The organism is Vibrio sp. 2132-1 (assembly GCF_033344315.1).
Window position 1 is genome coordinate 110264 of record NZ_JAWPON010000004.1, and the last position, 14056, is coordinate 124319.

The 14056-nt window shown below is 44.9% G+C and carries 15 protein-coding genes; 10 read left to right on the forward strand and 5 right to left on the reverse strand.

Annotated elements, in window-relative coordinates:
* The first annotated feature begins 19 nt into the window (after window positions 1–19).
* From R8N47_RS05510 to R8N47_RS05535, 6 genes are all read left to right on the forward strand, one after another.
* Window positions 20–1021 carry a 4-hydroxyproline epimerase gene (locus R8N47_RS05510; protein ID WP_047008677.1) on the forward strand — a complete coding sequence of 334 codons (1002 nt, stop codon included), beginning with the start codon at window positions 20–22 and terminating at the stop codon, window positions 1019–1021.
* A gap of 21 nt (window positions 1022–1042) precedes the next feature.
* On the forward strand, window positions 1043–2575 hold the full coding sequence (locus R8N47_RS05515; RefSeq protein WP_213913851.1) for an aldehyde dehydrogenase (NADP(+)): 1533 nt from the start codon (window positions 1043–1045) through the stop codon (window positions 2573–2575).
* 152 nt (window positions 2576–2727) lie between these two features.
* On the forward strand, window positions 2728–3402 hold the full coding sequence (locus tag R8N47_RS05520) for a GntR family transcriptional regulator (RefSeq protein ID WP_005377862.1): 675 nt from the start codon (window positions 2728–2730) through the stop codon (window positions 3400–3402).
* Between the two features lie 30 nt (window positions 3403–3432).
* Window positions 3433–4197 carry a hypothetical protein gene (locus R8N47_RS05525; RefSeq protein ID WP_064353850.1) on the forward strand — a complete coding sequence of 255 codons (765 nt, stop codon included), beginning with the start codon at window positions 3433–3435 and terminating at the stop codon, window positions 4195–4197.
* Between the two features lie 364 nt (window positions 4198–4561).
* On the forward strand, window positions 4562–6157 hold the full coding sequence (locus R8N47_RS05530; protein WP_054574071.1) for a S41 family peptidase: 1596 nt from the start codon (window positions 4562–4564) through the stop codon (window positions 6155–6157).
* 70 nt (window positions 6158–6227) lie between these two features.
* Entirely contained in the window at window positions 6228–6548 is a 321-nt protein-coding gene (locus tag R8N47_RS05535) for a hypothetical protein (protein WP_053350410.1), read from the forward strand.
* 72 nt (window positions 6549–6620) lie between these two features.
* On the opposite strand, the gene rlmF is transcribed toward R8N47_RS05535, so the two are convergent.
* Together rlmF and R8N47_RS05545 are read right to left on the reverse strand one after the other, a co-directional pair.
* A complete protein-coding gene (gene rlmF / locus R8N47_RS05540) occupies window positions 6621–7748 on the reverse strand; it encodes a 23S rRNA (adenine(1618)-N(6))-methyltransferase RlmF (RefSeq protein WP_053350411.1) in 1128 nt (375 codons plus the stop codon).
* Window positions 7735–8250, reverse strand: a complete 516-nt coding sequence (locus tag R8N47_RS05545; RefSeq protein ID WP_053350412.1) for a M48 family metallopeptidase — start codon at window positions 8248–8250, stop codon at window positions 7735–7737. Before R8N47_RS05545 ends, rlmF begins: the two co-directional genes overlap by 14 nt.
* 138 nt (window positions 8251–8388) lie before the next feature.
* Here R8N47_RS05545 and R8N47_RS05550 point away from each other — a divergent pair, with 138 nt between their 5' ends.
* Window positions 8389–8619, forward strand: coding sequence for a glutaredoxin family protein (locus R8N47_RS05550; RefSeq protein ID WP_005377871.1), 231 nt, complete (start codon window positions 8389–8391; stop codon window positions 8617–8619).
* Window positions 8620–8646: 27 nt separating this feature from the next.
* Here the strand turns inward: R8N47_RS05550 and R8N47_RS05555 are convergent, their stop codons facing one another.
* Window positions 8647–9516: a LysR family transcriptional regulator gene (locus R8N47_RS05555; RefSeq protein ID WP_005389786.1), complete on the reverse strand. Its 870-nt coding sequence runs from the start codon at window positions 9514–9516 to the stop codon at window positions 8647–8649.
* 106 nt (window positions 9517–9622) lie between these two features.
* Between R8N47_RS05555 and R8N47_RS05560 the strand changes: the two genes are divergently transcribed.
* From R8N47_RS05560 to R8N47_RS05570, 3 genes are all read left to right on the forward strand, one after another.
* Window positions 9623–10846: an MFS transporter gene (locus R8N47_RS05560; RefSeq protein ID WP_053350414.1), complete on the forward strand. Its 1224-nt coding sequence runs from the start codon at window positions 9623–9625 to the stop codon at window positions 10844–10846.
* An 89-nt stretch (window positions 10847–10935) separates the two neighbouring features.
* On the forward strand, window positions 10936–11508 hold the full coding sequence (locus tag R8N47_RS05565) for a DUF1415 domain-containing protein (RefSeq protein WP_064353849.1): 573 nt from the start codon (window positions 10936–10938) through the stop codon (window positions 11506–11508).
* Window positions 11509–11617: 109 nt separating this feature from the next.
* The gene (locus R8N47_RS05570; protein WP_005377875.1) at window positions 11618–12193 is read left to right on the forward strand and encodes a nucleoside triphosphate pyrophosphohydrolase family protein; all 576 of its coding nucleotides are present in this window, start codon (window positions 11618–11620) and stop codon (window positions 12191–12193) included.
* A 69-nt stretch (window positions 12194–12262) separates the two neighbouring features.
* Here the strand turns inward: R8N47_RS05570 and btuD are convergent, their stop codons facing one another.
* Together btuD and btuC are read right to left on the reverse strand one after the other, a co-directional pair.
* A complete protein-coding gene (btuD, locus tag R8N47_RS05575; protein WP_080996857.1) occupies window positions 12263–13030 on the reverse strand; it encodes a vitamin B12 ABC transporter ATP-binding protein BtuD in 768 nt (255 codons plus the stop codon).
* Window positions 13017–14012, reverse strand: coding sequence for a vitamin B12 ABC transporter permease BtuC (gene btuC, locus R8N47_RS05580; protein ID WP_053306934.1), 996 nt, complete (start codon window positions 14010–14012; stop codon window positions 13017–13019). Before btuC ends, btuD begins: the two co-directional genes overlap by 14 nt.
* Window positions 14013–14056: the final 44 nt, after the last annotated feature.

Below are 14056 nucleotides of genomic sequence, written 5' to 3' on the forward strand. Positions count from 1 at the left end.
TTTCAGCAAGGAGCGAAAAATGAGACAAGGAACTTTTTTCTGTATTGATGCCCACACCTGCGGCAACCCAGTTAGGCTGGTAGCAGGCGGTGTGCCTCCACTCGAAGGCAATACCATGAGCGAAAAGCGCCAATACTTTCTTGAGCATTATGATTGGATTCGTCAGGCACTCATGTTTGAGCCTCGCGGACACTCGATGATGTCGGGGTCCGTTGTCTTGCCTCCTTGCAGCGATAACGCAGACGCTTCAATTCTGTTTATTGAAACCAGTGGCTGCTTACCAATGTGTGGCCACGGCACCATTGGAACCGTCACCACCGCTATCGAAAATCGCCTTATCACTCCCCAAAAAGAAGGTCGTTTGATACTTGATGTCCCAGCAGGACAAATCGAAGTGCACTACCAAACAAAAGGTGACAAGGTCACGTCGGTAAAGATATTTAACGTACCGGCTTACCTTGCCCACCAAGACGTAACCGTGGACATAGAGGGCTTAGGTGAGCTCACTGTCGATGTTGCTTATGGCGGAAACTATTACGTAATCGTCGACCCTCAAGAAAACTACGCCGGACTTGAACACTACTCTCCAGATGAAATTTTGATGCTTTCTCCAAAAGTTCGCGAAGCGGTATCTCGAGCGGTTGAGTGCGTACATCCAGAAGATCCGACAGTGTGCGGTGTTTCTCACGTGCTATGGACCGGAGAGCCCACTCAAGAAAACGCCACCGCTCGAAATGCTGTGTTTTACGGCGACAAAGCGTTGGATCGCTCGCCATGTGGTACGGGTACTAGTGCACGCATGGCGCAATGGCATGCAAGAGGCAAACTCAATCAAGGAGAAGACTTTGTTCACGAAAGTATCATCGGCAGCCTATTTCAAGGACGTATAGAAGGCATTACCGAAGTGAATGGCAAAGCCGCTATTTTGCCAAGTATTGAAGGATGGGCACAAGTATACGGTCACAACACAATATGGGTAGACGATGAAGATCCATATGCGTACGGATTTGAAGTGAAGTAATAAGGATAGTAAGGAAGAATGATGAACCCACAAGAACCAACCACTTTTTACGCAGTCAACGCCTTTACTGGTGAGCCTCTACCTATTGCGTTTCCGGTACATGGAGAGCAAGAAGTTAATCAAGCCGCCTCAGCCGCCCAAAACGTTGCGCGTGAGTTTCGCCAACTAAGTAATGCAAAGCGATCGAGCTTACTTTGCTCTATCGCCTCTGAATTGGAAGTGAAGAGTGAAGAAATCGTTGCTCGTGCTCATTTAGAAACTGCCCTTCCCGAAGCACGTTTAAGCGGCGAAATAGGACGTACCGCGAACCAATTAAGACTATTTGCCGAGGTTGTGAGATCGGGTAATCACCATCAAGCAATTTTCGATACGCCAAACCCAAACCGTCAACCACTGCCAAAACCAGATATTCGCCGTCAACAAATCGCAATTGGCCCTGTCGCCGTGTTTGGTGCGTCTAATTTTCCGCTCGCATTTTCTACGGCAGGTGGTGATACGGCTTCGGCACTGGCAGCTGGCTGTCCTGTGATTGTAAAAGGCCATACCGCCCACCCTGGCACCAGTCAACTTGTTGCAGAGTGTATTGAGGCTGCACTGGAGAAAGAGTGCTTACCGCAAGCCATCTTCACGCTATTGCAAGGCAACAAACGCGCACTTGGCCAAGCACTCGTTACCCATCCAAAAATTAAAGGGGTTGGGTTTACAGGCTCCGTCGGTGGTGGCCGTGCGCTGTTCAATCTAGCTCAGCAAAGACCAGAGCCAATCCCCTTCTATGGTGAACTAGGGGCGATTAACCCAACATTTATTCTCCCTTCAGCCATACGAGCAAACGCCTCATTGGCTGAAGAGTTTGTGGCTTCTATGACTTTGGGCTGTGGACAATTTTGTACAAAACCAGGCGTTGTATTTGTCTTGAATAGCCCAGAAACGCAAGCCTTTATCGAAACCGCTCAAGGGTTAATTCGACAACAATCAACGGCCACTTTGCTAACGCAAGGAATCCGAGAAACATATGAATCCGAAGTGGATAAGCGAACTTCCGAAACAGGCATTAACGTCACTCGTTCTGAACAAGCAGAAGCGACCAATGTCTCACCAGCACTGTTCGTGACGGACAGTAAAAACTGGCGTAAAAACCCACAATGGGAGGAAGAAATATTTGGTCCTCAATCGTTAATCGTAATCTGTGAAGATTTCGATGACATGTTGAAACTGAGTGATTCACTGACTGGATCGCTCACCGCAACCCTTCACGCTACCGCTGAAGACGAAGAACAAGCCAAGCAACTGCTTCCAAGTTTGGAAGAAATCGCCGGACGCCTTGTATTCAACGGTTGGCCAACTGGCGTCGAGGTTGGTTACGCTATGGCTCATGGTGGACCATATCCGGCTTCAACCAATTCTGCCTCAACATCTGTCGGTGCGGAGGCTATTCATCGTTGGTTGCGTCCGGTCGCTTATCAAGCTTTGCCAGAATCTTTATTGCCGGATTCATTAAAAGCGTCGAACCCACTGGGTATCCAACGCGCCATAGATGGCAGTGTGTCCCAATAAGATCAACAAATGGCTCAAAAAGGCATCAACTGATGCCTTTTATTTCACTCTACTTCTCAAAACCTTCTTTCCTAGTTGGTTTGTGCCAGAAAAACAATAAACTACTAAAGTAAAATGGATTGGATACAATATTAATTTCACGGGAGACTTCAATGTCACAGAAACCTGTTTTTAAAACGCGCACTCAGCTCGTTGAGGAAGCAATTCGAACTCAGATCTTGAAGGGCGAGTTAAAAACTGGTCAACCTTTACGTCAAGATGCGTTAGCAAAAGAGTTTAATGTTAGCCGAATTCCTGTGCGTGAAGCGTTAGTTCAATTGGAAGCACAAGGACTCGTTAGCTTTGAACCTCACAAAGGTGCGACGGTCACTGAGCTATCTCCAGAGAAAATCAATGAGCTATTTGAACTGCGCGCTGTCGTGGAATGCCACATTTTAGAGCGCGCGATTCAAAATATGACAGACGCTGACCTTGAACGCGCGCGCGAAGTTCGCGAACGTTTCGAGTCAGTAGTGAACAGTGGCGACGAAGTAGAAGAATGGAGCAACTACAACTACGAGTTCCACAAAGCCCTATATGCGCCAGCCAACATGCCTGAAACTATGGACGTCATTTACAACCTGAACACAAAGTGTGACCGATACATACGCATGCAGCTATTGTTTACTACAGGCATTAAAAAGGCAGAAGAAGAGCACTTAAGCTTGTTTGAAATGTGCCAAAATCGCGATATCGAAGGCGCCAAGTACCTACTGAAAAAGCATATTCTAGAAGCAGGCACAGCGATTCGAAACCTGCTGCTTGAAAGGCAAAATATCAGCCAGTAAATGGAATAACGAATAAGGTGATATTCAAGGATGAATGTTGGACCAAAGTTTTTACTTGCAGCGCTACGACAAAAGATTAAAGAAGAAGGGCTTTGCTACAATTCCTTGTCAGAGAAAAGTGGCATCCCTTTATCTAGTATTAAACGCCACCTACATAATCCAGCTTTAGGTTTGGATAAAGTACTTATTTATCTGAACTACCTGAATACCGATCTCATCGAACTCGCAACCTTAGCCAACGAGCTTCAGCACCAAAACGAGCAAATGCTAACAGATGAAGAGAGCGCCCTTTTCGTTGAGCATCCTTATTTACTTGATTTTATTTATATGCTGACTTCTCGTGATATTAAACCGCAAGAGATAGCCCAAACTTACGGACTTTCTGATACAAGCTTACGATTCTATTTGCGTATCGCGGAAATTCTAGGATATGTCGAAAACTTCGGAGACGGCTTGTTTTACCGTTCTGGTCGTCGATTTATTATGGAAGAAGGTACGGCATTAGACACCTTATTCAAAGAGCGATTTCAACAAGATTCGCTTTCTCATGATATCAACCCAGGCGTATGTATAGGTCGCATTAGGCTCACCGAAGAGCAGAAAGTGCAAATAGAGGACGAGCTTTGTAATAAATTAGCGAAACTTAACGCAGTTAACACTTCCAACAATGAAGGTGAACTAACAAATATATTAATGCGCTGCACTCCCGGTGCTCAGATATTTTTCGCTGATGATATACCTAACATTGACGGAAGCCTATTAAAGCACGTCGCTCAACTCACTAAATTAAGTTAAAGCATCAGACAAATAAATCAAACAAATCCCAGATAACATCATATACCCCTACCAAATTATTGATTCAAAGCGTTTCCTGAATCTAATTCTGATTTTTATTTAGCAAGCATCGCTTAGTCAACTAAGAACTTGTCTTAATTTCACACTTATTAATTGTCTTGTTAGATCTTTTGAAATAGACAGAAAACTTAAGTAATGACTAATTTAGCTTAAGGATAAAAGACAACTTTTTTACGTTATTTACCTCACACTATTTAACTATAAATTTGCAGACGAACAAATTAAATTAATACATTCACCTAGCTAATAAAAACAAAAGCAAAACACATAATTATAATTCTATTATTTATAAGGACATAGAAAAGTGAAATTTAAGTATTCTTTAGCAACGGCAGTCACTCTCGCATTATTACAAGGCTGTGGCGGTGGCGGCGGTGATAGCTCATCACCTACTCCGTCCACTAGCAGTGCAAACGGTCCAACATGGAAAGTTCATGATTTTAGCCAATCGTCGAAAACGTTTATCAACCAATGTGAAACGCCCCGCGTCGGACTGGACCCATATGACAACTATGCCGCCTATCCAGATAAATTGGGCTCTGCATTACACGAAAAACTCTTTTTAAGAGCTTTTACTAACGAAACGTATCTATGGTATGACGAGGTTCCTGATAATAATCCAGCAAACTACAAAACTGTTACTGATTACTTCAATACGCTGGTCACCTCTGCTACTACCGCGACGGGTAAACCAAAAGATCGCTTCCATTTTACCGTCCCTTATGAGGATGATATGAAATCATCGCAATCCGGTTTAGTTGCTGGATTTGGTTTTAACTGGGCATTCCTACGTGGCGTACAACCTCGAGACGTTCGTATTTCCTACACTGAAGAAGCCTCGCCAGCTGATAGAAGCGGCATTGCTCGTGGTGATAAGCTTCTGAAAATCAATAATATTGATGTGGTTAACACCGGTAGTCAGTCCGACATTGATTTTATTAATAAAACGCTCTTTAACCCTGACATCAATCAAGATTACACCTTCACATTTGAGAGTGTTGGCGGTCTAGAGAAAACCGTGACGCTTACCGCCTCTGATGTCATGACCTCTCCAGTTAAAAATGCCAAAGTGATTACACAAAATGGTATGCGGATCGGCTATCTGCAATACAACTCCTTTGAACCAAGCGCTCAAGCCCCGCTTATTGAGGCGTTCAGTACGCTCTCAGCAGAAAATGTTGACGAGATCGTCGTTGATTTACGTTACAACGGCGGTGGCTTAGTCCTTCAGTCCTCGCAAGTAGGCTACATGCTAAGCGGTGCTGGTCAGAACCGAGTCTTCAGTGAGTTGATTCATAATGACAAAGTGATGCGTACCATTAAAGATGGGGATAACATCTATCGCTTTACGAATCTAGCAATAGACTGGGCAGCACAGAAATATTCGGATCAAGTGCTTCCGACACTGAACAAAAAGCGCGTATATGTGCTGACTTCAGGAGGCACGGCTTCCTCAAGTGAACTGCTAATCAACGCTTTGCGCGGCATTGATGTGGAGGTTATCCAAATAGGTTCAACAACCACAGGTAAACCGTATGGGTTCTCACCAGAACAAAACTGCGGCACTATGTACTACACTATTCAGTTCAAGTCGGCGAACGAGAAAAAATTTGGCGACTTCGCTGATGGTTTTATTCCTACTCCAAAGAGCCAAATCAATACCGAGCTAGGCTTAAACAATAGAGTGGAAGGTTGCTGGGTCAATGATGACCTAACAAAACCATTAGGCGATCCGTCTGAAGGTATGCTTTCTGCGGCGCTAAACTACATGGAAACAGGAACCTGTCCGCCAGTATCCCCTTCAAGTTTCAACGCCATGCCGCGTAACATTTCATCTCCGGAGTTAAGCGATCTTCGCTCTCCGCTACGAACAGAGGCAATTCATGTTGAGATCAACTAACTTTTTACGAATGCTGATTCGGGTTGCGCTTTTCCTAGGCACTTCAATTTCTTTGATAGGATGTCAAGCTATGTCACAAGAACCCGTTGAAGCATTGAGTAAAAAGAACTCTCCGGAAACAGTCATAGAAATTCAAAACGCGATCGCAGAAATCCAAGGGACACCAGCACCTAGAATCGCAAATAACGTATTTGAATCCTCACCGCATTTGTTGATTGAAAAAGGACGAGTAAAAGGTAACAACAATCAACTGCTGGATGGCAGCTATACGGATCTTCCAGACCAATATACGTTGCAGATAAGAGGTGAAACCTGTGGCTTGTACTACGCCAAAACAGATACCTTTGTCACTCTCAGTTCACTAGATTGTGAGCCCATCATTAAGTTTTAGATCTCCCAAAAAGAGAAGCCCGCTGATATCAGCGGGCTTCCTACTTTATTGTTCAGTGTGAAACGGTCAACGTTACTTTAGTTCAATCCATGCTTTGCGCTGTTGCTTATCCATGTATGACCAAGCTACAAAGCGGCTCACTTTCTGTCCTTGGCTCATTTCAACCACACGAATGGCTTTCACACCCAATTTTTCAAGCTGCTTGCGCATCGGGCGAACGTTGTCTTTTTTGGATATGAGTGTTGTAAACCACAAAACCTGCGCGGCAAAAGCTTGGCTTTCATTCGCCATTTTTCGGATAAACGCCGCTTCTCCGCCTTCACACCACAATTCAGCGTTTTGACCGCCAAAATTCAACGCAGGCTTACTTGTCTTTACTGGTGCGGTTTGAGGTTTTAGCCCTTTCTTGCGCTGGTTTGCTTTTAGATTATCGATTTTACGCTGGCTGCCCATAGCGGCATCTTCCGCCGAACGGTGGAATGGCGGATTACATGTCGTCACATCATAACGATCATTCGGTTGAATGATACCTCGATAAATATTGGCATCATTGTATTGCTGTACCAGTGCAATTTTTCCCTTCAAAACACGATTGTGCTCTACGATCGTTTGAGCCGATTGGATGGATTTTGGATCGACATCGCTGCCCGTATAGTGCCAACCGTATTTTGTTACACCAACAATCGGATAAATACAGTTTGCTCCCACGCCAATGTCCAACGCTTTCACTTTTTGGTGCGCGTACTGACCTTTTACTTCACTATCAAGTAGTTCTGCCACTCGGTGAATGTAATCAGCGCGGCCCGGAATCGGTGGGCAAAGGTAGGTGTCGGGAATGTCCCAGAACTCGACACCATAATACGCAGCAAGCAATGCTTTATTGAGCATTTTAACCGCGTTAGGATCAGAGAAGTTTATGGAATCTTCCCCTTTCGGATTTTTGATAACGAATGGCTTTAACTGTGGTTCACTTTCCACGAGTTTTTTAAAATCGTAACGACCTCGATGAACATTACGCTCATGCAAACCATTCTTCGCTATTTTTATGAACTCGACTTCGCTCTTTCCTGCAGGCTGAGGGGATTTGCGCGCAACTTTGTCTTTAACACGCTTCGGCTTGTCTTTATTCGCGTCTTTCTTCTGACCCGCCATTGAAGCCTTTGGCTTTGCTTGCTTCGCGTTGTGATTATTGTTCTTCATTCAAATTCGCTTTTAAATCGAGGTAAATCATAAACAAACGAGCATCAAATTCGAGTTGGTGATACTCAGGCTCCATATAGCAACATAACTGATAGAACGCCTTGTCGTGGTTTTTCTCACGAGTATGTGCCAACTCATGTACCACCAGCATTCTTAATAGTGGCTCGGGCGCATCTTTAAATACATTGGCAATGCGAATCTCGTTTTTCGACTTCAGCTTACCGCCATGGTTTCTACTGATTACACTGTGCAAACCAAGCGCGTTGTTTACCGCGTGAATTTTCTTATCGTAGACAACTTTACTGATTGGCGCGGCTTTCTTCATGTAGCGGTTTTTGATTGCCATGGCGTACTCATAGAGCGCCCTTTCGCTTTTGATTTGGTGCCTATCGGAATAACGCTTTTCGAACCAAGGAACAAACTTGCCACTCGCTATCAATGAGCTCACCTGCTCTACGATGTTTTGTGGGTAGCCCTGAATGTATCGAAGTGACGGATGCATAGAGTTAACGTCTGTTATGACAAAATAAAGGCGCTCAATATACCTGAGATAAAGGACAGTTTCACCTTAGCTTTCGCCTTTCATTTATGGTGAAAGGCCGTTAAACTTCGCCTCCCAATGATAATGGAGAGAAATTCAATGAAACGTGTCGTTCTTTATGTCAAAGACAAATGCCCTCACTGCAAAGATGCTCAACGTTATCTGGATTCGAAAAATATTAACTATCGTTTGTGCAATGCTAAGATGCAACGCGGTCGCAAAGAACTTGATGCGCTTGGTGCTCGTTCAGTGCCAGTTTTAAAAATTGGTGATCGGGTAATGATTGGCTGGAACCCAAAGAACTTCGAGAAGATGTACAAAGGCGACTAGTGCTCGGACGATGAATCTGCGCTGCGTTTAAACGTAGCGCTTGATAAAGTCGATAAACGTTCGATCTGCTATTGATAAGTACCCCTGCTTGCGCCAAGCAAGTGCCAGATCCAGCGTCACTGGTGGTTCAAACGGTAAGCCAACAACGCCCGACTCATGTTGCGTCACCAATTCCAGTAACGCGGTAATCGCAAACTCTTGTTTTACAATACTCAAAATCAAAGGCAGTAAGTTGGTCTCGAATGATGACTTCATGGTAAACCCATGCTCCTCACTCACCTGATCCAAAAATTCGCGGTGAAAATAGCCATGCTGAAACATAACCAAATCGTGTTCAAAGAACTCATCAAAAGTAAGAGCGTGTCGCTGGGCTAACTCATGCTCAGGTGAAACAACTGCGACCATTTGGCTAGTAAACAAATGGTCAGTTTCTAGGTCATCAGGCACGTTATCACAACTGATCACACCGATATCGAGTTGACCATTGAGCAGCATACGACGAATCGATTGAGTCCCAGCTTCGACCAAGGTCAATTTTAACTCCGGGAACTGGCTTTTAAACGCCATCACAATTCGTGGAAAGAAATAACTGCCCATCATTGATGGCGTCCCGAGCCTTACTTCGCCTTTCGCTAAGCCTTTCAACTCATCAATCGCGAGCTGCGCGTCGTGCAACTGTTGAATCACCCGCTTGGCATGTACAAATAACGTTTCGCCCTCTTTCGTTAAGCTGATTTTTTTATCATCACGGCGAAATAGGGTAACGCCCAAAGACTGCTCAAACTTTTTGATAGAAATGCTTAATGCGGGCTGGGCAATATGCAGGGCTTTCGCCGCATGGGTAATGTTTCCGTGTTCAGCGACCGCCAGAAAATGTTTAAGTTGTTTCGATTCCATTAGATCAAAAATATATGGTGTCCATATTTTTAATATATTTTTTTAATTTATAACGAACTGATAGATTGATCACAGTCTCTCCATTTGCTCACATTAGGCAGGATTCATGGTCAGTTTTGGCACACCGGAATACAAACGCATTACGCTCTCGCTAGCGCTTGGTTCCTTCTTGGTTTTTTCAAATTTATACCTACTACAGCCAATGCTGCCCACTTTTGCTCAAATTTTCACGATCTCAGAAACGCAAGTGAACTGGTTATTTGCGGCCTCGACACTCGCTCTCTCTTTTAGCCTCGTTCCAATGGCTGTGTTGTCAGAATCAGTGGGAAGAAAGCCAGTCATGATGGCTGGTCTGTTTTCAATTCCTACCCTTTCCGCTTTGATGCTGTTTGGTGACTCATTTCTGTTTTTGGTGGTATGTCGAGCACTGATCGGTGTCGCGCTCGCCGCTTTTGCTGCGGTCGCCGTGGCTTACATGGCAGAAGAACTCGACAAGCACGCCTTCCCGATGGCAATTGGAACGTACATTGCGGCTAACTCATTAGGCGGCATTGCAGGGCGTATTAGCGGTGGCTTATTGGCGGACAATTTCAGTGTTGATGTCGCCATTGAAGTTATGATGGTGTTCACTCTTCTTGGTGTCATTGGCGTTCACTATTTATTGCCAACACAGCGCAACTTCACCCCGTCATCAAGCAGCTTGCGCCATCAAAATCGTGCGCTTATTGGTCATTTTAAAAACCAACGCGTGTGGTTCGCAATGCTGATAGGAGGACTCAACTTTGCTTTGTTCGTCAACCTTTACTCCGTCATGGGTTTCCGTCTGGTGAGTGAACCTCACAATGTGCCCGTCGGGTTGGCCTCACTGATCTTTATTTGTTACTTGGGAGGGACTTTCTCCTCTCGTTGCGCAGGCCACTGGAGTAAACGTTATTCATCAATCCTCGGTATGTTCTTAGGCGCGATAGTGAGCATGGCGGGGATGTGGATTGCGGCGGTTGAAAGCTTGACTGCAATGCTATTTGGGTTGTTGCTGATAAGTTTTGGTGCCTTCTTTACTCATACCCTCGCCTACGGTTGGGTCGGTCAGAACGCCACTCGCGCCAAAGCCACCGCGACAGCGCTCTACTTAGTACACTACTACGTAGGCGGTAGCTTAGGAGGATTCTTACTTCTTTATTGTTGGCAACATGGTGGTTGGTCGAGTGTTCTTATGGGAGGAAGCGCAGTCTACCTAGCGATGTTTGCTGCAATTGCGTATTTGAAACACATTGCCGAAAGAAAGCATACTGACCAAACACCTGACGCTGCGAGTTTAAAGAGTAGCTAAGGTACGCTCATTTGCGTAATACCTCTCTGGTTACTTGGATAACCAACTCTGCTATGCTTGCGCTACTTTAATAAAAACCAGAAAGTCGTATGTCAACGCGTTCAACACAAAACACAGATATCGAAGCGATCACTCAACAGGTCGATCAATGGCTCAAAGATGTAGTAATCGGTCTCAACCTTTGTCCATTTGCTGCCAAGCCGCAACGTAATAAACAAATCAAAATCTTTGTTAGTGAAGCGACTCAAGAAGAAGCGCTTCTAGAAGATATTTTATTGCAGCTGATTGAGCTGAGTAACACAGAACCCGAACAACTTGAGACCACGTTGGTTGTGGTTCCCAACATGCTACAAGGTTTCTGGGACTACAACTTTTGCATAGATTGGGTTGAAGGATTAATTAAGCAGCAAAACTGGGAAGGTGTTTTCCAAGTAGCGACTTTCCATCCTGATTACTGTTTTGGCGGCGCAAGGCCTGAAGACGACGAAAACCTAACCAATCGTTCTCCTTACCCGATCTTCCATTTGATTCGCGAAGAGAGTATGGAAAAGGTACTAAAACACTATCCTGATCCTGAATCCATTCCCGATACGAACATCGCTCGTGTTTCCGCCCTTTCAGAGGAAGAACGTAAAAAGCTGTTCCCTTACCTATTTCGTTAAGCACCACCATTCCCAAAGGCAGATTTATCACCAGTTAGATGCAATGCCCTTGGGGTTCAAAGTGCGGTTTGGTATCATTGCCGCTTCAATCGATTCAATGGAAATTAGAATGCAACTGTCAAAGCTAACCCAAGAGATTTTTGATCACTTATACCGTGATATCACCGAGTTCCGTAGTACGTTCGACTTACCAGTCGCAGACGCTGCAAGCCTTGATACGCAAGCAGACACACTACACACCTCTTTGGCGATCGAAGAGCTAACAGAGCTAGCAGAAGCAGATTGTAAAACTGAGCAAGCAGATGCCATCGTAGACAGCGTGTATGTATTAATGGGCCGTCTCGTTCATCTTGGCCACAGCAAAGTAGAAGACAACCTGGCGATCAGCTACTTAATTGATCTTCTATTAAACGTTGCGGTAAACCGTGGTATCGAGTTTATTCCTTGCTGGGATGAAGTACATTCAAGCAACATGAGCAAAGTATGCCGTAACGAGCAAGAGTACTCAGAAACAGAAGCATTCTACGCAGAACAAGGCATCAAGTTGATGGCGGTGCAGAAAGGTGAATACATCATCGCGAAATGCGCCGAAGATTTCGTATCGGAAGGTAAAACCATTCGTAAAGGCAAAGTACTCAAATCTGTTTACTACCGCCCTGCAGATCTAAAACCGTTAACTCAATAAGCGTTGAGTTTGGCTATCTCGATTAAAAAAAACGACCTCAAGTAGGTCGTTTTTTATTGTCCCTAAACATTAATCAAAGATTAAATAAGGTTGCTCATCTACGATGACCTTTTTGACTTGAGTATTGAACACTTCCCCGAGAGCTTCTTCCGTTAGCACAGTATCGGCACTTCCTGATGAGTGCAGCACACCGTTGTTAAGCAGCAATACTTTATCTGCGTGCTTTAATGTGCGATTGAGATCGTGATTAGCAACTAATACTCCAATTCCCTGCGCCGCCATAGCGTTAATCAATTGATAGAGCAGACCCTCTTGCGCAATATCTAACGGTGCTGCTGGCTCATCCAAAATTAAAAACTGCGAAAAAGGATTAATGGTACGCCACACCTGCAAACATACACCTGCTAATCGGACACGCTGCCACTCACCACCGGATAATGTTTGAATACTGCGATGAAGCTTATCTTGCAGTTGTACCAGCTCCACCACCATATTGACGGCATCACGCACTTTGATATCCGCAATCTCAGCACCACTTGGCAGAGATAAAGCGAGATACTGAAACACATCAACATTAAACGCTGGGCGCGATTGCTGACACAAATAACCTCGAACATGAGCTTGCTCTGACAACGGTAAAGTAAGCAAGTTTTTGTTGCCAACGTACACTTCACCACTCATACCGTCTCGGTGACTTAACGTACCAGAAATCGCAGCCAATAAAGTACTCTTACCGGAACCATTAGGCCCAACGATATGTACGATTTCGCTAGCTTTGCATTCAAAAGAAAGAGGCAATAATCGACTACCAACCGACATATGTTTAACGTGCATCATGACTCTTCACCAGCATCCAGATGAAAATAGGTGCGCCAATCGATGTTGTCATGACACCTAAAGGCAACTCTGCGGAGTCCAATAACAGTCTTGCGCCGATGTCAGCAAATACAAGCAACGCAGCACCAGATATTGCAGAAAGTGGCAATAAATAACGGTTTTCCGTACCAAAAGCCAAACGCAACAAGTGCGGCACCACCAAACCAACAAAACTGATGATGCCACCCAAAGCGACTGAACTACCCACCAAAACAGAAATGGCGAGGATCAATTTCCAACGCATTTGATGCACATCGACACCCAATTGGGTCGCATGAATCTCACCCAGCATCAATTTATCAAGCGACTTGCCTTTACAACATAACCAGGTAAGCACTGGTAACATCACCAAAGTAACGGTATGTTGATACCAACTTGCACCGCCAATACTGCCCATTAACCAATACATCAGTTGGCGTAAACTGAGATCATCACTAAAGTAAAATGCCCAGGTCACAATCGCGCTCGATAAAATACCCAATGCGACCCCAACCAAAAGCAATCGAGCCGTCGTCAGGTGCATTGCCCTTGCTATCGCCACCAAAACAAACGTGAATACCATCGAGCCTGCAATCGCTGCCAACATAAAAACAATCGGGGTAGGAAGAACAGGTGACGCGAACATGATTAAGACCATTGCTAAGCTTGCGCCACCAGAGATACCAAGCACGCCAGGTTCAGCCAACACGTTCCCAAGCAACACTTGTAACGTCGCGCCAGATACCGCTAACGCAGCACCAATAATTGCCGCAGACACTAACCTCGGTAAACGCAAGTCCACCAATAACTTCTGTTCAAATGCAGATAAGGATTGAAAAGGAGAAAGGAAAATTTCTCCGACCATCAAGTGAATGGCAGAGAGTACAGCGAGCACGATCGACATAACCATCAGGTTACGTTGCCAGCGTCGTTCCTTGTTCAGGATAAGTTGTTGAAAATCCATAGCGGCCGATAAAAACAAACGAGGCTTAACCTTACAGTTAAGCC